This is a genomic window from Ruegeria sp. SATB027, assembly GCF_059613825.1.
In genome coordinates, this window is record NZ_JBXWTH010000034.1 from 53,798 (window position 1) to 72,744 (window position 18,947).

At 59.8% G+C, this 18,947-nt stretch carries 15 protein-coding genes; 9 read left to right on the plus strand and 6 right to left on the minus strand.

Going from position 1 to position 18,947, the window contains the following annotated elements:
- The first annotated feature begins 203 nt into the window (after positions 1-203).
- Positions 204-1,709 (plus strand): PepSY-associated TM helix domain-containing protein, encoded by a 1,506-nt coding sequence (locus tag AC2FPW_RS09005; RefSeq protein WP_496813375.1) that lies wholly within the window; start codon positions 204-206, stop codon positions 1,707-1,709.
- A 47-nt stretch (positions 1,710-1,756) separates the two neighbouring features.
- Here AC2FPW_RS09005 and AC2FPW_RS09010 read toward each other — a convergent pair whose 3' ends face one another.
- Positions 1,757-3,193: a lipopolysaccharide biosynthesis protein gene (locus tag AC2FPW_RS09010; RefSeq protein ID WP_496813376.1), complete on the minus strand. Its 1,437-nt coding sequence runs from the start codon at positions 3,191-3,193 to the stop codon at positions 1,757-1,759.
- Positions 3,194-3,500: 307 nt separating this feature from the next.
- Between AC2FPW_RS09010 and AC2FPW_RS09015 the strand changes: the two genes are divergently transcribed.
- From AC2FPW_RS09015 to AC2FPW_RS09040, 6 genes are read left to right on the plus strand one after another with little or no spacing between them, the layout of a single operon-like run.
- Entirely contained in the window at positions 3,501-4,427 is a 927-nt protein-coding gene (locus AC2FPW_RS09015) for a glycosyltransferase family 2 protein (RefSeq protein WP_496813378.1), read from the plus strand.
- A gap of 1 nt (position 4,428) precedes the next feature.
- Positions 4,429-5,403 (plus strand): lysylphosphatidylglycerol synthase transmembrane domain-containing protein, encoded by a 975-nt coding sequence (locus AC2FPW_RS09020; RefSeq protein ID WP_496813379.1) that lies wholly within the window; start codon positions 4,429-4,431, stop codon positions 5,401-5,403.
- The gene (locus AC2FPW_RS09025; RefSeq protein WP_496813380.1) at positions 5,400-6,839 is read left to right on the plus strand and encodes a protoporphyrinogen/coproporphyrinogen oxidase; all 1,440 of its coding nucleotides are present in this window, start codon (positions 5,400-5,402) and stop codon (positions 6,837-6,839) included. Before AC2FPW_RS09020 ends, AC2FPW_RS09025 begins: the two co-directional genes overlap by 4 nt.
- A 3-nt stretch (positions 6,840-6,842) precedes the next feature.
- On the plus strand, positions 6,843-7,586 hold the full coding sequence (locus tag AC2FPW_RS09030) for a polysaccharide deacetylase family protein (protein WP_496813382.1): 744 nt from the start codon (positions 6,843-6,845) through the stop codon (positions 7,584-7,586).
- 33 nt (positions 7,587-7,619) lie between these two features.
- Complete coding sequence (locus AC2FPW_RS09035) at positions 7,620-8,591, plus strand: NAD-dependent epimerase/dehydratase family protein (protein ID WP_496813383.1); 972 nt, start codon at positions 7,620-7,622, stop codon at positions 8,589-8,591.
- Between the two features lie 34 nt (positions 8,592-8,625).
- Entirely contained in the window at positions 8,626-10,155 is a 1,530-nt protein-coding gene (locus AC2FPW_RS09040) for a GMC oxidoreductase (protein WP_496813384.1), read from the plus strand.
- Positions 10,156-10,170: 15 nt separating this feature from the next.
- On the opposite strand, the gene AC2FPW_RS09045 is transcribed toward AC2FPW_RS09040, so the two are convergent.
- Positions 10,171-11,226 (minus strand): formylglycine-generating enzyme family protein, encoded by a 1,056-nt coding sequence (locus AC2FPW_RS09045; protein ID WP_245220683.1) that lies wholly within the window; start codon positions 11,224-11,226, stop codon positions 10,171-10,173.
- Positions 11,227-11,266: 40 nt separating this feature from the next.
- Positions 11,267-12,589 carry a glycosyltransferase gene (locus AC2FPW_RS09050; RefSeq protein WP_496813386.1) on the minus strand — a complete coding sequence of 441 codons (1,323 nt, stop codon included), beginning with the start codon at positions 12,587-12,589 and terminating at the stop codon, positions 11,267-11,269.
- A gap of 262 nt (positions 12,590-12,851) precedes the next feature.
- On the opposite strand from AC2FPW_RS09050, the gene AC2FPW_RS09055 reads away from it, so the two are divergent.
- Positions 12,852-13,955, plus strand: coding sequence for a glycosyltransferase family 4 protein (locus AC2FPW_RS09055; RefSeq protein ID WP_496813387.1), 1,104 nt, complete (start codon positions 12,852-12,854; stop codon positions 13,953-13,955).
- 14 nt (positions 13,956-13,969) lie between these two features.
- Here the strand turns inward: AC2FPW_RS09055 and AC2FPW_RS09060 are convergent, their stop codons facing one another.
- The 3 genes from AC2FPW_RS09060 to AC2FPW_RS09070 form a co-directional block, all read right to left on the minus strand.
- Complete coding sequence (locus AC2FPW_RS09060; RefSeq protein WP_496813388.1) at positions 13,970-15,601, minus strand: GMC oxidoreductase; 1,632 nt, start codon at positions 15,599-15,601, stop codon at positions 13,970-13,972.
- A gap of 3 nt (positions 15,602-15,604) precedes the next feature.
- The gene (locus AC2FPW_RS09065) at positions 15,605-16,525 is read right to left on the minus strand and encodes a glycosyltransferase (protein ID WP_496813389.1); all 921 of its coding nucleotides are present in this window, start codon (positions 16,523-16,525) and stop codon (positions 15,605-15,607) included.
- Positions 16,526-16,625: 100 nt separating this feature from the next.
- Positions 16,626-17,678: a Gfo/Idh/MocA family protein gene (locus AC2FPW_RS09070; RefSeq protein WP_496813390.1), complete on the minus strand. Its 1,053-nt coding sequence runs from the start codon at positions 17,676-17,678 to the stop codon at positions 16,626-16,628.
- A 155-nt stretch (positions 17,679-17,833) separates the two neighbouring features.
- Here AC2FPW_RS09070 and AC2FPW_RS09075 point away from each other — a divergent pair, with 155 nt between their 5' ends.
- Entirely contained in the window at positions 17,834-18,922 is a 1,089-nt protein-coding gene (locus AC2FPW_RS09075) for an NAD-dependent epimerase/dehydratase family protein (protein WP_496813392.1), read from the plus strand.
- Positions 18,923-18,947 lie beyond the last annotated feature (25 nt).

The following is an 18,947-nucleotide window of genomic DNA, read 5'->3' on the forward strand; positions in this document are numbered from 1 at the left end:
TACCCGGGTATAATTATATCATCCCGCGAAGTTCGGGATTCGCACAACACCTAACCTGCGGGAATACCATGAAATAACGTGTGCTCATCGCAACATCAAAAGCCCAATTCACCCCTCTTCTGCGGCAAGGCTATCTTGCCATTGTTTCCAGCACGATTACTCGGCTTAGTGTTCCCAGACATTGTAGACAGATAAACATTCAGATGAACCGCAAAATCCGCAATTCACTTTTCAAACTCCACACTTGGCTGGGACTGCATCTGTCGCTTTTCTTCGCATTCATGTTTCTGACCGGCACATTGCTTGTTGCCGGTTTCGAACTTGAATCGGTTGGTCGTACGGCAATCTGGACCACCGCCACCAAGGAAGAACGTACCGCCAGCTTTGGCGCAATTTACGGCAGTATCAAAGAGACCCACCCTGAAAGTCGTGTCTTTGTCATCCATAGGCGACCGGCCCCCTGGTTCGTGGACCGTACAGCAGCCCGCACAGGCTGGGGAGAAAAAGTCAGCTTTTGGACCGACCCCACCACTGGCGCGGTTGTCGCGGAAACACGACCATTGGGCTTTCGCAACATCCTGCGTGATCTTCATGACACGTTCCTGACCGAACAGCGGATCGTATTCATGCTGGTCTGCGCCATGTCGGTCGTGCTTTTGTTTCAGCTTGTCAGCGGCCTCATTACCTATCGGCGCTTCTGGAAAGGGTTTTTCCGCTGGCCTGGCCGCGCAGCCGGCTTCCGATCATGGGCAGGCAGCACGCATCGACTGACGGCCCTCTGGGCGGCGCCGCTGCTGTTTTTGACCGCTGTGACCAGCTTCTATTTCCTGTTGGGCAGTCTCGGACTCGACGGCACCAGACCACACCCCAAGCCCCCCGTTCCCCGCGATGCAGCTCTGCCCGCCAATCTTGATGCGACCTTTATCGATCAGGCAGAAGCCCGGGCCCGGGAAGCGCTGCCAGGGTTTGATCCGTTCCTTGTATTCCTGCCAGACAAAAAGACAGATAGTATAAACTTTTCCGGAAATCTGGATGGCCATTCAGGCTTTTTCGGAACAGGCAGCGTGTTCATAGATCCCGTCACACTTGACGTTCTGGGCGCATTTACGCCGGATGATATTGGAGGGTTCACCTATTGGAAGCCCTTGATGGATATGCTGCATTTCGGCACCTGGGGCGGCGGGTTTTCGATGGCGCTATGGATTATTCTTGGCCTGATTGCCACCGGCCTTGCTGTTACAGGAGCCCTGATTTTCGCGGTCAGAATTGCCCCTGGCGCCGCGCAATATGGCCCGTTCAAACGCATCTGGCGTGGTATGGGATGGACCCGGTGGGGATACCTTCTGTTATTGGCAGGTATTCTGTTTACCGCGTATTACCGTTTTGGCCCTAATTCCCACGACAGAACCAGAGCTTTTGCAATCGACGCCCCACCGTCGGTTGCCCGATTGATTATGGATGCCCCACTCCGGCGCGACACCGCCCTTGATATCCAACTTCGGATCGGTGAGCCTGATGTTCAGGCTGCAGCGATCACGATCAATGGCGATGAGGTGCAGGCGGTCAAATTCACACAGAACGGTGACAGGGCCATCGCCAGTTTTGAGCTGCTCCCTTCGGAAACGGAGAACAATATCACAGCTCACCTTAAAAAATCCGACGGCGGGGAAAAGACTGTCAATTTCCGCCTCGGCGCACCGATTTGGTAGCGGCCTGTCCCGCTCATCAACCAGGATGGGTAGCGCATTAATATGTGCTACCCACTGACCTCTTGCGGGTCAATCTCGGGACCTGTTTCCTCTTTCCTGCGCACCATTGCGATCAGCAGACGCAACCTGTCGCGCAAAAACAAAGCAGCCAACAGACAATAAACAACAATTCCGGTCGCAGTGCCGATCAAAAGACGCAAAACCTGAGACATCCCATCCAGTTGCCACGCAATTCCAAACACTGCGAGAGCCATTCCTGCAGATAGCAGAAACGGTGCGAGATGCTGCCGCATCAAAGCCGGGCCGGGCAGCCCTGCAATATGCCCCAGATTGGCGAATTTGAGCGGCCAGATCAGCAGAAAGACCGCCACGAAACCAGCTGTGACAACCGGTAAGCTATAAGGGGCCAGTACTACAATCGCTGCCGCCGCCAGCGCCACTTCGACCCAGGACAGAACCGCCAGACGCCCGGCCTGACCTGCCGCCAGACAAAAGGTCTGCTGCACCTTTTCGGCGCACAGATACATGCCGAACACCGACATCAGGCTCAGGACCGGAGCCGCCGGAGCCCATTTCTGACCGAACAGCAACACCAGCGCGGGTTCCGACAGAACCGCCAGCCCGGCAAAGGCGGGAAAAGCCAGAAACCCGGTCAGGCGCATGACGTCGATCAGCAAATCCGCCGCTTGACCTCCATCGCGCGCCGCGGCGCCAAAGGCAGGCTGCGCCACGGTGCGCAGCGGTGTGATAATCAGGAACGAGGCCGTCTCGATCACGCGCCAGGCAATTGCATAATACCCCGCCGGAACCGGCCCCAGCATCGCGCCGATGATCACCGCGGGGGATTGCACCGCCGCCAGTTCCGCCGCGCGCAGGCCCAGAATCCGGTGGCTGAAATGCAAAATCCTGCGCATGTGATCCCGCGACGCGTGAAAAGCCGGACGCCAGGATACCGCGCCCCAGGCCATCACGATATTGGTCGCTGTCATCGCCAGCCGCTGACCGACCAGGCTCCAGACCCCGTAACCGGTCAGCGCCATGCCAATTCCCACAACCCCTCCGACCGCCGCGCCAAGTGCTGCACGGATGGCCAGAACACGGAACTTCATTTCCCGGCGCAGGATCGCCACAGGCACTGCCGTCAGCGAAATCATCAGCACTGTTGGGGACAATCCTATCAACAATTCGCCCGCAATCGGCTCATTGTAGAATTTCGAGACCAGCCCTGCCCCCAGATAAAGCGCAATTGTCAACACCCCCCCGAGCAGCGCCAGCAACCAGAAAACCGAATTCAACCGCTCTGGTGACAGCGCATCACGGGTCAGCAGAATGTCGGAAATCGTTTCGCGGACCAGAAATTCGGAAAACAGCACAAAGGCCGCAACCATCGCCAGCAGGCCAAAGGCTTCGACCCCTAAAATACGGGCAAGAATGGCAAAAATGATGAAGTTGAACGCCTGTTCGACCCAGATACCAGCCGACATCCAGGCAACTCCGCTGCTGAAACTCTGCCGCCCTGACATCCGTTTCCTTCCTGCTGCCCGCACCCCGCCATGTTCCAGGCGGCACATGCCTCAAACACTTGCACCTGCTGCGTGCAGTATACGTAATTACAAACTTGACGCCTTAACGGTCGAATTTGGTCAAATTTATTGTCTATGTTCAGTCTGTACGTGTTCGAATACTATACGCAATACAGGGAATTATGCCCGTTACGTTCCATGCGCCACGCAAATCTTGCAGCGGGGGCTGGGGCTGGGACTATTAAGTGAATAAAAGGTTTTCATTTTCATGAACAAAGTCGCAGAGCCGATGGTGACGAACAGCACCACACCCGAAGAGCTGATCGCATCGGACACCGCCGGCATGAGCCTGAGTGTGGTCATCCCCGCCTATAACGAGGAAAACGCCGTCCGCCATACTGTCGAGGACGTGCGCACCCATCTTGAGCCGCTGAATATCCCTTACGAAATTATCGTGGTGGACGACGCCAGCCAGGACAACACCCGCGCCGAGGCCGAGACCAGTGGTGCCACCGTTACCTTCAACGACGTCAATTCCGGCTATGGCGCCAGCCTCAAGCGCGGGGTGCGGATGGCGCAGCATGAATATGTGGCCATTCTGGATGCCGACAGCACATACCCTGCGCGCTATCTGCCGGGCATGCTGGCCATGTGCCGTGATCAGGACATGGTGGTGGGCGACCGGGGGGCGGCGATGAAAAACGTGCCGCTGCTGCGCAGGCCGGCCAAGAAATTCCTGTTCGCCTTCGCTTCATTTCTGGCCGAGCGCAAGATCAACGATCTGAACTCGGGCCTGCGCGTGTTCCGCAAATCCGAGCTGATCCCATTCCTGCCGCTTTTGCCGCAGAACTTCTCGTTCACCACCACGATCACGCTGTGCATGACCTCGAATGGCAAGCGGATGATCTATACGCCCATTGAATACGGAAAACGGGTGGGCAAATCGAAAATCCGACCGATTGATTTCCTGAACTTCATCATCCTGATCCTGCGCATCAGCACGCTGTTCAACCCGCTGCGGGTGTTTATCCCCTTAGGTCTGGCGTTTTTCACGTTGGGCACGGTGAAGTTCATTATCGACATGTTCTACTGGAACCTCAGCGAAACTGCAGTGTTCTCATTCCTGGCAGCGATCATGATCTGGTCACTGGGGCTGATCGCCGACATGATCTCGCGGCTGCACCTCAGACCGTGACATGAGCGGCAGGCTGCTTTCCGACCCAAGTCAACGGCGTTGGCTGATCCGGGTGGCCGGGTCGGTCGTGGTGCTGGCGATCCTGTTCTGGTTGCTTCCCGCTGAGGCCATCGTGGCGGCACTGAAGTCGATCCCGATCTGGGTCTTTCTATGCGTGCTGACCCTGTTCCTGCTGGCCCATGTGGGGGCCGCGCTGAAATGGTGGCTGCTGCTGAACCGGGGGCTTCCGCCCCTGCTGGCCATCCGGGCCCATTTTGCCGGACTGGCCGCCAATCTGTGCCTGCCCGGTGCAATTGGCGGTGATACGGTGCGGGCCGGTCTGGCGCAGGCCGCGATGAAAGACGGCGCGCAGGTCATCGCGGGCGCAACCGTTGACCGGCTGATCGACATGGTCGCCCTGCTGACCCTGTCCTGTCTGGGCCTGGTGCTGATATGGGAAAGCGCTGCGGGCGGGCATATGATCTGGCCGGTTGCGCTGATCCTGCTGGCCGCACTGGCGGGGATGGTCGCGATGCCGCGCCTGCTGCCTCTGCCCTGGCGCTATATCCCCTCCCTGCCCGGCGAAGGATTTGCCCATCGCCTGGCCGATGCGCTAGCTGGGATGGGCCGCAAACCCGGTACGCTGGCCATTGCCTTTGTTGCATCGATCCTGATCCAGCTGGTGCTGGTCCTGCTGGCCTGGTGGCTGGCCATCGCGGCAGGTGTCGATGTAGCCGCCGGGCCATGGATTTTCGCCTGGCCGCTGGCCAAGATCATTGCGGTTCTGCCGGTCTCGCTGAACGGGCTCGGCCTGCGCGAGGCCACGCTGGCCGGGTTTCTGGCCCCATTTGGCGCCAGCGCGCCTGCGGTCGTGGCCGCCGGGCTGGTCTGGCAGGTTGTGTTGTTTACGGCAGGCGGGCTTGGCGCGCTGGTTCTGACCCTGTCCGGGATGCGGTTCAGCGCCCCGGCAAATTCCCAAAAGGAAGAGTGCAAGTGACGGATGTTTCCCGACCCAACGGCGACGACAAGCCCCATATCATCATACTGGGTGCCGGACCGGCCGGGCTGGCCGCGGCCCATGCGTTAACCGGGCAGGCCCGCGTGACGGTAATCGAACGCGCCGCTATTGCCGGTGGCAATTCGGCTTCCTTCCCGGTTGAAGGCGTGATCTGCGATTATGGCTCGCACCGGTTTCACCCGGCGGCAGAGCCTGAGGTTCTGGCCGATGTGAAAGCCCTGCTGGGGGACGATCTGCTGCTGCGCCCGCGTCATGGGCGCATCCGGCTGGGCGGAAAATGGATCCACTTCCCGCTGAAACTGACCGACGCGCTGATGCGCCTGCCCAAACCCTTTGCCTTGTCGCTGATCGGGGACATGGTGCTGAAGCCGTTCCGCAAGAAAAGCACCGGGCCCGAGACATTCTCGACCGTGCTTTATGACGGGCTGGGGCCGACGATTTCGGACAATTTCTATTTCCCCTACGTGCGCAAACTGTGGGGGCTGGACCCGGACAAATTGGCCGTGAAACTGGCTGAGCGCCGGGTCGGCAGTGGATCGGTCGGCAAGATCCTGATGAAGATGCTGCGCCTGCTGCCGGGGCTGCGCAGCGAAACGGCGGGTCGGTTCTTTTATCCGCGCAAGGGGTTCGGGCAAATCTCGGACGCGATGCGCAACAGTGCCGAAGCCAACGGCGCCACCTTCCTGTTCAACACCGAAATCACCGCCATCGAACGGGACGGCAACCGCATCACCGGCCTGACGATCCGCGAGGGCGAGGGTGAACGACACCTGACCGGCGATCTGATCCTGTCGACCATCCCGCTGACCGGGCTGACCCGCCTGATCGACACGCCCCCGCCCGAGGTGGTCGAAGCCGCCCGTGCGATCCGGTTCCGCGGCATGATCCTGCTGTACCTGGTGCTGGAGACAGACCAGTTCACCGAGTTCGATGCCCATTACTTCCCGGAACTCTCGATCCCGATCAGCCGGATGTCAGAGCCAAAGAACTATAACGCCAGCGGCGCGCCAAAGGGCGTCACCGTGCTGTGCGCCGAACTGCCTTGCGACCCGGATGAGAAATGGTGGTCCATGTCCGACGAGGAGCTGGGGCAGGAATTCACCAGATGGCTGGGGCAGCTGGGCCTGCCGGTCACGGTTCCGGTGCGCCGCTGTGAAACCCGACGGCTGAGCCACGCCTATCCGGTTTACGATATGGGCTATGAAGAGCGGTTTGATACGGTGGATCAGTGGCTCTCAAATCTGGACGGATTACTCGTATTTGGACGGCAGGGTTTGTTTGCACACGACAATACGCATCACGCCTTTGCCATGGCTTATGGCGCGGCGGATTGCATTGATGAGAAGGGTCATGTCGACCGCGCGAAATGGAACCGGTATCGCGAGATCTTTGCCACCCATGTGGTGGAAGACTGACCCATGTCCGCCTGGCAGGCCGATATCCTGATGTATCATTCGATTTCGGATGCGCCGGGGCCGACTTCGATCGCGCCCGACATCTTTGCCGCGCAGATGCAGGCGCTGGCGGCATCCGGCCTGCCGGTGGTCACGCCGGACGCGCTGGCCAACCCGCCCGCCCCCCGCGTGGTCATCATCAGTTTCGATGATGGGTTCCAGGATTTCGCCGACACCGCCTGGCCGATCCTGCGCGATCACGGATTCTGCCCGATCGTCTATTTACCCTCGGGCCTGATGGGCGGCAGCGACCGCTGGGCCGGAGGCAATATCCCTGCCCGCCCACTGATGGGCTGGGACAGGGTCGAGGCGCTGGCAGCAGAAGGGGTCTGTTTTGGCGCGCACAGTGTCACTCATCCCGATCTCACCACGCTGGATGCGCTCATGCTGGAAGAGGAAGTCAGCGGATCCGGCCAGGACATTGCCGCCCGGCTTGGCCAGCCCACCCGACATTTCGCGCCGCCATATGGCGCGTCGAACTCTAGCGTTCTCAGACAGGTCGCGCAGCATTACGACACCTCGGTCGGCACAAGGCTGGGCGTGGCCAAAGCGGGGGATGATATGCACGACCTGCCCCGGCTCGAGATGTTCTATTTCAACAACATCGCCCGCTGGAAGGCGCATCTTGCCGGACGCGGCGGGCCCTATCTGACGGCCCGCAGGGCAATGCGCGGTATCCGTGCGATGGTGCGGGGAAAATCGTGGTAAAGTTGGTTCTTACACAGTGACTGGTACAAACAAATGCATATTCTGATTACCGGCGGCGCCGGGTTTATAGGCTCCCATTTAACGGAACGGCTGATCCGTGAAGGGCATCGGGTCACGATCCTTGACGATCTGTCGACCGGGCTGATGTCCAATCTGGCTTCTGTCGCGGATCACCCGGGCTTCACTTTTGTCAAAGGCAGCATTCTTGACCGGGGGCTGGTCGCCGAACTGGTCGATCCGGCAGATGTGGTGTTCCACCTGGCCGCCGCCGTCGGGGTCAAGCTGATCATGGACGAACCCAGCCGGTCGATCCTGACCAATGTGGCGGGGACAGAGAACGTGCTGGATGCCGCGCTGGTGAACAAGACGCATACGTTCATCGCCTCCAGTTCCGAGGTTTATGGCAAAAGCACCAATTTCCCCTTTCAGGAAGAAGGCGATCTGACCATCGGCGCCACCCGCAATCTGCGCTGGTCCTATGCCTGTGCCAAGACGCTCGACGAGTTTCTGGCACTGGCCCACGCGCGTGAATCCGACCTGCCGGTCACGGTGCTGCGGTTCTTCAACACCACCGGTCCGCGTCAGACCGGGCGCTATGGGATGGTGCTACCGAATTTCGTCAAGTCAGCACTGGAAGGCGCGCCGCTGATGGTCCACGGCACTGGTGAACAATCACGCTGTTTCGGCCATGTCGCCGATGTGGTCGAGGCCATGTGCCGTCTGATGACCCTTCCGGATGCGCGCGGCGACGTCTTCAATGTCGGAACCGATCAGGAGGTCACGATCCGCGAGCTGGCCGAACAAGTCATCCGAACGACCGGCTCTGCCTCGGAAATTCAATGTGTTCCTTACGACACGGTCTATCCCGAAGGCTTCGAAGATATGCAGCGCCGCCTGCCCGATGTCTCGAAACTGCAACGTGTCACCGGGTTCCGCCCGATGCGAACGCTGCAGCAGATCATCGATGACATCGTCGCCGAGATGAAGCGCCCGGTTCCCGCATGAGGCCGCCTACCCCGGCACAGACGGGCCCAACCTCGTGACCGATCTGGTCATCGGATCGGGGCCATCGGGGGTGTCCGTGGCCAAGGCCCTATTGGCGCGGGGGCGACAGGTTTTGATGCTGGATGGAGGGCGCAGACTGGAAGGCTCGGCGCAGGCCCGCCGTGACAGGCTGGCCGCGACGGGTCCCGAAAGCTGGTCCGCCGATGATGTAAAAGCCTGGCAAGCTCCTCAGTTCGACACGCCATCTGGGCAAGTCCGCCGGTTCGGGTCGGATTTTGCCATGGTACCGGGGGCGGAAACGCTGGTATCGCCTGACCGGATCGGATTGCGCGCCACACACGCCACAGGCGGGCTGTCCAATCTCTGGGGCTCGGCCGTTTTGCCCAACCGCGCCGAAGATATCGCCGACTGGCCGATCGAAATTGACGATCTGTCACCGCATTACCACGCGGTTGCGGAATTCCTTCCCATCAGCGGTCGGGTGGACGCATTACAGACTCTGTTCCCCACCCTTTCGATGCAGGATCGCGCCCCTCTGACCCCATCGCCGCAAGCCGAACGGATGCTGACGCATCTGGATCGCCAAGCAGCGAGGCTTGCGAAACTGGGAGCCCATGCCGGTGCCGCGCGGCTGGCTGTTGAACCCGGTTGCCAATATTGTGGCCAGTGCCTGCATGGCTGTCCCTGGGGTCTGATTTATGCGTCCGGGCAAACGCTTGACGTCCTGCGTCACAATCCGGATTTCCGCTATCGCACCGGTCTTGTCCGCCAGTTCGAGGAACGCCCGGGTCATGTCACGGTCACGCTGGAGGACGGCAAAACCCTGCAAGCCGACCGTATCTTTGTCGCCGCCGGGGTTCTGGAAACCGCGCGGCTGATGCTGGCGTCCTCTCCGAACTCCGCAGCCCGCTTGCAACTGCAGGACAGTCAGCATTTCTTTCTGCCCAGCCTGCACCGCTGGCGCGCGCCGCGGCGCCCGGACCGAAGACCCTATCACACCCTGCCGCAGATCTTCATTGAATTGGATGACCCCGCGGTCTCACCGCATCTGGTGCACGCGCAGGTCTATACCTGGAACGAGTTCTATGCCCATGATCTGATCAATACTTATGGCTCGAAACTGCCCGGATCGACCCCGTTATGGAGGCTGCTGGCGCAACGACTGGTCGTGGCGCAGGCGTTTTTACATTCTGCCCATTCCGCCCGGATCGATCTGACGATGGCCGCAGACGGGCGGCTGACCCCGACCGTGCAAGGTAATGACGAAACCGAACAGGTCATGGCGCGCGCCACGGCACGCATGGGGCAGGTTCTGAAACTGGCAGGGCTTGTGCCGCTGAGTTTCGCCCGCCGCCCCGGCGATGTGGGATCCAGCTTTCACGTGGGCGGCTCGGTTCCCATGGCCAAAACGCCTGGTGCGGGGCAGTCGGATATTCTGGGGCGACCGAAAGGGCTGTCACGGGTACATCTGGTCGATGCCTCATGCCTGCCAAGCATCCCGGCCACAACCATCACTTTCTCGGTCATGGCCAACGCCCACCGGATCGGAATGCTGGCCCCCTGACACTATACCATTCGTCTAGTTCAACTCTCGAACAAGGCGAATGGCATGGCCATGACCACGATTGTAATAGTGTGGACCAACCCGAAATCCGGACCGGTTCTGCCAGGCCGGTGACGACGGACCACCCCCTCGAACGGTTCGAAACTCACAAGCTTCCCGCACAAATGCAGAACCATCGATCGTTACAGGATCATGATAGGCTTCATAACAATCCTCGACCCATTCGAAGCCATTGCCATGCATATCATAAAGACCGAAGTCGTTGGGTGGGTGCAGACCAACAGGCCCCGGCTTACGATCCGGCCAAAGAGACGAGCAGTTGATACAGTTAGCGTTGTTTTTTCCGATGTCGTTCCCCCATGGGAACCGCGTCACAGTTCCAGCCCGGGCAGCATATTCCCATTCCGCGTCTGTTGGCAGGCGGTAGGTTTGCCCGGTCTTGGCGCTCAGATAATCCGCATAGGCGTTCGCGTCGCTCCAATCGATCAGGGTCATGGGCTGGTCGTCGCGATAGCCTGCGTCCAAATCGGGCAAATACGGATCTTGCCCGGTTATCGCCGCCCATTCCGGATCTTCCTGCGCCTGGCGCCATTGCCCATACGTGATCTCATAACGGGAAAATGCCAATGCGCGCGGAATGCGTACCAAACGCCGCGGACCTTCCCGATTTGCCAATTTCAACTGTGCCCGAAGAGGTGTGTGACTAAACAGGTGCGCATATCTCCCCTCTTCGAAAATCGGAGAACCTAACAGGAAATACCCTTTGGGAACCTCAGCCATTTCCGGGCAGTCCACGCAATCCCGGAAAATCCGGCCAGGCGTGACCATCTGAAATCCCGGTTGATGCAACGGAAGAAACTGCGCCGTTGCGAAAAGCGCCGCCCGTTGCAAGCCTGACAGATTGGGTTCAGGCAGTTGCTCCTGTTCTGTGGTTGCCCGCATTGTGACCTCAAGATCTCGCAGCGCCGTGTTCGCAATCACAAGCAGCAGAAGAAAGCCAGCCAGCAGCGCGAAGATCACCAGCACACCAGACAGGATGGCCCAGAACAGTCGCAGCACCCATCGGAGCATTCCTCTCACAAATGAATCCCTCTCTGATCTGCCCGAAGTTCTACCGTACGCCATTTGAAAATCCTTCCTGCGTGCACGCAAGCCCGGCGGGCATTTGATTCATCGCTCCAAACTCAAACGCCCCGGCCTCCAACGCCGCGCCCAACGCGCGGTTGCCTTTGCCGTGTGCCGCACGGGCCAATGCCGCTCCATACGCCTCAAGCACCCGGGTTTCGTGCCAGATATCCAGAAACGCCTTACGTGCTGCAGCACCCTGAACTGCGCGCTGGTCAGGCTGGTGCTGAAGGTTACGCATCGCTGCAATCAAATCATCCTCGGTCTCGAACAGTTCCCCGCCCCCTGCCCGCTCGACGATCTCGGGGAACGGACCCAGCCGCCGGGCGATCACCGGCGTGCCCAACCGGAAGCTTTCGATCAGGATGATACCGAAGGTTTCATAACAAACCGAGGGCACAATCAGCCCAAGTGCGCCACGATAGTAAGCGTTCAACTCGTCAGGCGTCTTGCGGCCCAGGAATTTGATCCGGTCATTGCCTGCGGCTTGTGCCTTCAGCTCATCCGCGTAATCGCCATCTCCGAGGATCAGCAGATCGGCATCCGGGTAACGATCAAAGGCCGGGAACACATCCTGCAACCCTTTGATTTTTTCCAGCCGTCCGACAAACAGGAAATAGGGACGGTCATGCGCGGCGGGTTCCGGCAAAGCGTCCTGGTCCAGATCGGGCAGGAAATAGGGCAGCACCTGCATCTCCTGCCGCAGGCCGAACTCGCGATGTTTGGCCCGGCTGAATTCGCTTTTGGCGATGATCAGGTCCATGTGATCCAATGCCCGGTCCAGCGCGCCGGTATAGCGCCACAGCTGCGGCGGGCGTTTGTAGTTCAGCACGCAGCGCAGGCACTGGCGGTCATCGCACAGCTCGCGCCCGTGCCGCCACAGCACATGCGTGGGACAGACCAGCCAGTGCTCATGCGCCTCATAGAGCTTCAACCCCTCGCCCATTGGCAACAGGCCGGGCCCACCGATCAGAGAGGTATTGTTGTGCCAGATGATATCCGGTTTTCGCTCGGCCAGTATCTCGCGGATGCGGGCGGCATGGACAACCGGGCGGCCAAGCTGCTGGGTCAGCAGGTTCGACATCATACCATTGCGACTGCGCAACCCGATCCGCCGGACCCCGTCCGGGGCACCTTCTGGCTGTGGTTTGCCGCCCAGGATCAGATAGCTGTCTTCGTCATGCACCACCGTCACATCATGACCGCGCGCCACCAACGCCCGAGCCATGCGCTGAATGCCAATGGCATCACCGCCAAAGGAGTATGGCGGGTAAAATGTGGTGAACATCAGAATGCGTAACGACTGCATGCGAATTGTACCAGATTACCAATAACTTTCCGGTATCAAACACGATCCTCGTCACAATCGAAAGACACAAGCCACGCAGTTGCCCGGTTCGCGCCCGGTGTTGCGGGCTTGCTTCAGATGATTGCAAGCTGCCGTGATCCGCCTTCATGACATGGGCAAATACCATGCGCGTGTTATGATTGCCCGATTGTTGAGAAATTTGGCTCAGACCTACACAAAAATGCAGACCGCCCCTTCTTCAAATCCCCTCCATGTTGTCGAAATGGGTTCCCAGTTTGGCATGGGCGGCATCACCCGGCATATCCTCGGGCTGAGCGACTGGCTGGAGGCAAGGAACCATCGCATCACACTGGCGGGCACCGCCGATATCTGGGCGGGTCCGGATCGGGGCGCCGGATTTCTGGACCTGCCCACCCGCTATGTCGCGGGCGAAGGCGGCAGCATCGCCAACCGGCTGCGCCATACAGCAGTCGCGGCCTGGCGGTTGCGGCGCTGGCTGTCGGACAATCCGGTCGATCTGATCCATTGCCATGAATCCGCCCCTGCGCTGGTTGCCAATCTGGCCCGCACCGGGCGGCGGATTCCGGTTGCCGTCACCTATCACGGATCAGAACCCGAGCGGATTGCCGCCTTTGGCCAGATTGCCGCTAAATGCGATCTGGTAATCACACCCAGTCATCGCTCGGCCGACGATTTGGCGACCATCGGCAACGTGCCAAAGGAAAAGTTAAAGGTGATCGGCTTGGGCGTCTCGCCTCCGCCCGAGGACAGCGCGGAGGATATCGCCGAATTGCGAGCCAAGCTGCTTGGGAATGGCGAGCGGGTGATCCTAACGCTGGCCCGTCTGCAACCGCAGAAGGGGATCGATATCCTGATCGATTGTGTCGCCCGGATGAAACAGACCCACCCCGGCTATCGCTTTGTCGTCGCCGGTGACGGGCCGGATGAGGTAAAACTGCATGCTCTGGCGCAGGAAAAAGGTGTTGGCAAGCACCTACAATTCATCGGCCGAACAGACAAACCGATCCGTCATCTTCGGGCGGCTGATCTATTCCTGCTGACCTCTCGGTGGGAGGCGTTGCCTTTCACCATTGCCGAGGCGTTTCAGGCCGGAACCCCAGCCGTGGCCACTGCCTGTTCCGGCGTGGTCGAACTGATCGACGAAAGCGTGGGCGCGGTCGCGCCCATCGGCGATATTGATGCAATCTGCGCAGCCGTTGCCGATGTTCTGTCAGACGAAGATCGCCGCCGGACCCTTGCGAAAAACGCCCTGAAACGCAGCAGGGAAGATCGGTTCGACCCGGATTGGGTGCATCATCAGTTTGAAAAAACCTATTACGATCTGGTGGGACGGTTACGCGGCTGACGCCTGTTCCTCCGTCAAATACCGCGCGCGCGTTCTGTTGCTATTTTATCGGCGATCCGCGCGCCTGCACGGGCGGACAAGGCCATGATGGTTAGACCCGGATTCTGGAAAGGATTGGTCGGAAAAGACGCTGAATCCGTGACATGGACATTGGGGCAGTCATAGACTTCGAGATCTTTGTTCAGCACATGTCGTGCTGGGTCATCACCCATACATGCCCCTCCGGTTTCGTGGATCGACGACCCCGGCTGCAAGGCTCCGTCGGGGGTATAGACCAGCGGCCCGGCCATTTTATAGGCCAGTTTCGATATCAGGCTTTCACGCCCCAGCAGGTCATCGGGCAGACCAAAGGTCTGTGACACGTCCTTCAGCGTGTCTTTCATGTCCTGCACCATTGCACGTTCATTATCGGAATGGCGCAGCGTGACCTTTGGCGCGGGGATGCCCCAAGTATCGCGTTTGGTTGGGTCAAGCTCCACCCGGTTTTCAGCACGCGGCAGAACCTCTCCGATTGCCATGAAAAACCAGCCGGGCTCGATCCGCCCAACGGACCCCAGCAAAGAATAGCTGCGCAGGAACCCACAATCCTCTTGGCCCCCACGGTTACGGAAACCGGGAATATAAATGCCGGACTGGGCACCGAAATCATACGGATCATGATCCGGCCCCAGACCTTCGATTTCAGGCAGGGTGCCCGCCCGGAAAACCATCAGATGATCCGACAGGTAGCGACCCAGATTGCCCGATGAATTACCCAGCCCCCGCTCATGTCGTGGCCCGTGAGAATTCAGTAGAAGCCGCACGGATTCAATGGTCGAGGCGCAAACCGCAATCACCCGCGCCGTCACGGTGTGTTCCTGACCGCTGGCCACGTCGATGTACCGGACGCCAGTTGCCAGGCCCGTCCGCGCATCGGTTTCTATCTTTGAAACCACCGCCCCGCTGCGCAGTTCGAAATTCCCGGTTGCCTGTGCCGCCATCAGAGGCAAAGGCGTTCGCGCGGGCACATGTCGGATGATCCGGCAAGTGGTGGCTGGCCGATCCGGCCATTTCTGCGCAAGCTCGACCATGATCCGGCGTTCCGCTTTGGTCAGCGGGTGAGGGGCGTCGTAGATACCGTCGGGCAGATTTTCAATCTGCGCCGCCTCCCCCGCAACACCCAGAAACTGCTCAACCCGACCGTACCAGGGATCGAGATCAGCATAGGAAATTGGCCAGCTGTCGCCAAAACCATCCTGCTCGGCCGCCTTGAATTCCTGATCCGAAAGGCGCAGCGCGTTACGCCCCCAAAGATGCAGCCGCCCACCCACCTGACGGGAGCGGAACCAGTTGAATTGGGCCCCGGACGGTGTGGTGTAGGGGTTCTGCCGGTCATTGACGAACAGATGTTCGGTCAGAGGTGTGAAGGACATGCAGCGCGCCTGCACATGCTGCCCCCGCAGGATCGCCATGACACGGCTGAGGATGCTGACACGGGATCCGCCCGTGCGGTCGCTGTCGGGAAAATCACCCTGAGGATCCAGCGCGCGCCCGGCCTCCAGCATCAATGTCCGGCAACCGCGCTCGCTTGTTTCCTTCGCAACCCATCCACCGGCTGCGCCGGAGCCAATGACGATGACATCGTATTCTGGTCCGGGTGCCTGCATCGTTCAGGGCCTGCGCGTGATGTAGCCCCAGACCTCGCCACAGGTCCAGGCGCTGGTCAGGATGATGATATAGGGCAGCGCCGCTAGGTATCGCAAAAGCCGCCCCTTGCCCGCCTGTGTCAGACCGTGGCGCACCCACAGCACCGGTGGGATCAGCGGGCTGGACAGGATATAGACCAGCCGTTTCGGACCACTCATATGCATCGCCCGGATATGGCCAAACAGACGCCCCCAGTGAAAGCGCTCGGGCAACAACTGGCCCAGCCGGGTCGGGGGACGGACATGGTCGACAACCAGCTCATTGGACAGCAACAACTCTTCGCCCTGTTCGATCAAGAACCAATGAACGACCGGTTCGCGAAAGCGTTCTTTCCACAGATGGCGGGTCGCCTCGAGCGCTTTCCGGCTGTAGGTCACGTTCACGTCTGAAACCCATTCCGCCGGACCGCTGTCGAACGGCAAGCCGTAGCGGCCAAAGTCGGTTACATAAAACGCCCAGTTCAGCAGTGAGACCGGTTCCTTGCAGTCGATGGCGCCGCCAATGACATTCTTTCCGGTTTCCGCATGCAGGCGCATGACGGTGCGGGCCCAGTCCGGGTGTGGATGACCACGATCTTCGAGGATCGCGATCACGTCACCAGTGGCGGCCGCCAGCCCGGCTGCGCGCCTGCGGTCAAACAGCTCATGCTGACCTGCCTCGGAGGTAATCGGGCGGGCGGGCGTGATGTCCCCAAGGTCCAGAAAATTCACATCCGGGAACTCCGCCGCGTAATCAGCGGCGTCTGAGACGCTCGCATCATATGGCACGATGATGTCCAGCGGCGGCGGGTCTTCGAATGCGGCGACCGACAGCAGGAAGTCACGCAGGTAAGAGCCGCCATCGACAATCGTCACGACAATGGAAAGCGTTGGATGATCTGTCACCGCAAGCTCCTGCAACTGGAAAAACCCTGCCTCTTCACGGCAGATACTGACAATGCCCGGTCGGGATGCCAAGCGTCGTCTGGAAACCGGTCATCAGTGGTCATGCGGCCATGTCCCCCAGCGCCTTGAGCGTCACAGGCTGGCCGGTTGCACTGCTTTCGCGCACCGCATCGGCAACCTCGATCGCCCGCAAGGCGGCGTGACCATCGGAAATGCGCAAACCTGTCCGACCCGCACAAAGGCCAACGAACTCCTGCAGCTCATCTGCAAAAGACAGCAACGCCGTAGTTTTCCAGGATTTCAGTTTTTCCCGCAGCATGATGCCGGGATAGCGGCGATGCTGGCGGATAGGCTTGCCACCCGGACGATCCATGGTGATCAGCAATGTTTCCATCGGCGCATAGGCCCCGCGCACCATGCCTTTGCTGCCGTAGACCTCGACCTGACTTTTGTAACCTTTCCAGTCTGTCCAGGTCGCCTGATAGATCGCCGGAATGCCCTCGGGGTTTTTGAAGATCGCCATCGCGTTGTCCTCAGAGCCGGGCTCGTTCCAGACCTTTTCGGTGGCGACACCATAAACGCTGGTGATTTCACCCAGCATATGACGGGCCATGTCGGTCATGTGAATCCCCACATCCCACAGCGCGCCCCCCCCGGATATCTCGGATTTGTATTCCCAGTCATGCACGAATTTCGTCAGACCCTCATGGCCACCATAGATGCGCATATGATCGACCTCTCCGATCTGGCCCGATCCGATGATATCTTTCACGTAAGAGAAGGCTGGGTAATAGCGCATGTTGAATCCGCCCCCCAGAGCCCTGCCCGCCGCCTGGGCTGCTAAAACGATCCTGCGGCTGGCCTCGGCCGTGGTGGCCAGTGGCTTTTCCGCCAGCACGTGCAACCCCCGCTCGAACGCGGTCAGGCACAAAGGTTCGCGCACATGTGCCGGAGTCGAAATAATGACCGCGTCCATGTCGGCATCAAAAAACCTGTCTGCATCGGTAAAGGCTGGCGCACCACTGGCCACAGCTTCGGCGCGGTCCATGTCCATATCCATAACGGCGGCAAGCGTGGTGTCAGGGTCGTCGATAATGGTCTGCACGCGCATCTGCCCGATCTTGCCGGCTGCGCCGATCACACCGATCCTCATAAAAATCCTCACTCAAAACCTTGGGGTGTTACACCCCGGACATCTATAACAGCAGATCATCTGTTAGCGGAGTAGCATGCGCAACCACCCTGCGCTAGGCTTCTGAGGCGCAACGATTTCATGCCTAGATTTGAATTGAAGAAGGATTGGCAACAGTGAACTTCACCGGATCAGAAAAACTGCGGGGGCAGGCAGTCTTTGTCACCGGCGCGACAGGGTTTCTCGGGGGGCGCCTGATTTCGGCCCTTCTGGAAAGCGGGGCGCGGGTTACGGCCCTGTTGCGCAGCCGCCATGGCGCGAAGGGCCTAGAGGCAAAGGGCGCCACTGTCGTCACCGCAGCACTTGGTGATCGGGAGGCGATTGCAGATGCCCTGCGCGGCCACGACATACTGATGCATCTGGCCTATGACGTGCGGGCCACTTCCGAGAAGAACCTGTCAGATTTTGCCGCACTGTTCAGCGCGGCACAGGATGCTGGCATCGGCAGGATCGTCCATATCAGCTCCATCGTGGTGTATGATGTCTGGCCCGACGCGGATCTGGATGAAACCAGTCCGGTGCAACGCTCCGGTGGCAGCCCGTACCGCCAGGCCAAGATCGAGATGGAGAAACAGCTGATGGCTGGACCCATCCCGGCTGCCATCCTTCAACCCACCTTGATTTATGGGCCCGGCAGCGCCTTGTGGACGGATCAGTTGACTGAAAATCTGGCCACAGGAACACAAGTCCTGCCACAGCCCCTGGGCCTGTGTAACGGTGTGTTCGTCGACGATGTGGTACAGGCCATTCTCAGGGCGGCAGTTCTGGCGGATCTGGGGCAGGAACGCTTTATCATCTCCGGGGCTGAACCGGTGGCTTGGTCCGACCTTTTATCCGGCTATTCGCGGATCATCGGCAAAGGCGAGCTCCGCCTGGAACCATATCAAACCCTCTCGGACCGATTGGGCCCCGAACCCGATCATGATGCGGGTCCCGAGACCCTCTCGGTTGCGGCCCGGATCGGAGCGCTTGGCCGTACGCTGCTGGGGCGGGAACGGTTCGAAGCGCTGGTGCGTGCCATTAAAAGACGCGTCTCCTCCGGCGATGGTGCCGCCTATCCCGACCGGCATCTGCTGGAACTTTTCGCCGCCAAGGGCAAGTGTAGCATCGCACATGCACAGGAGCGGTTGGGTTATCAGCCCGACTACTCGCTTGAAAAAGGTCTGGCGGCGACAGCAGACTATTTGCGGGGCCGGTTTAGCTGACGCCATGCCATTATTTGAAACGCAA

Excerpts from the sequence above, each read along its gene's own strand:
- AC2FPW_RS09005 (WP_496813375.1), top strand. The coding sequence starts at position 204 with ATGAACCGCAAAATCCGCAATTCACTTTTCAAACTCCACACTTGGCTG.
- AC2FPW_RS09010 (WP_496813376.1), bottom strand. The coding sequence starts at position 3,193 with ATGTCGGCTGGTATCTGGGTCGAACAGGCGTTCAACTTCATCATTTTT.
- AC2FPW_RS09015 (WP_496813378.1), top strand. The coding sequence starts at position 3,501 with ATGAACAAAGTCGCAGAGCCGATGGTGACGAACAGCACCACACCCGAA.
- AC2FPW_RS09020 (WP_496813379.1), top strand. The coding sequence starts at position 4,429 with ATGAGCGGCAGGCTGCTTTCCGACCCAAGTCAACGGCGTTGGCTGATC.
- AC2FPW_RS09030 (WP_496813382.1), top strand. The coding sequence starts at position 6,843 with ATGTCCGCCTGGCAGGCCGATATCCTGATGTATCATTCGATTTCGGAT.
- AC2FPW_RS09035 (WP_496813383.1), top strand. The coding sequence starts at position 7,620 with ATGCATATTCTGATTACCGGCGGCGCCGGGTTTATAGGCTCCCATTTA.
- AC2FPW_RS09045 (WP_245220683.1), bottom strand. The coding sequence starts at position 11,226 with ATGCTCCGATGGGTGCTGCGACTGTTCTGGGCCATCCTGTCTGGTGTG.
- AC2FPW_RS09050 (WP_496813386.1), bottom strand. The coding sequence starts at position 12,589 with ATGCAGTCGTTACGCATTCTGATGTTCACCACATTTTACCCGCCATAC.
- AC2FPW_RS09055 (WP_496813387.1), top strand. The coding sequence starts at position 12,852 with ATGGGTTCCCAGTTTGGCATGGGCGGCATCACCCGGCATATCCTCGGG.
- AC2FPW_RS09060 (WP_496813388.1), bottom strand. The coding sequence starts at position 15,601 with ATGCAGGCACCCGGACCAGAATACGATGTCATCGTCATTGGCTCCGGC.
- AC2FPW_RS09070 (WP_496813390.1), bottom strand. The coding sequence starts at position 17,678 with ATGAGGATCGGTGTGATCGGCGCAGCCGGCAAGATCGGGCAGATGCGC.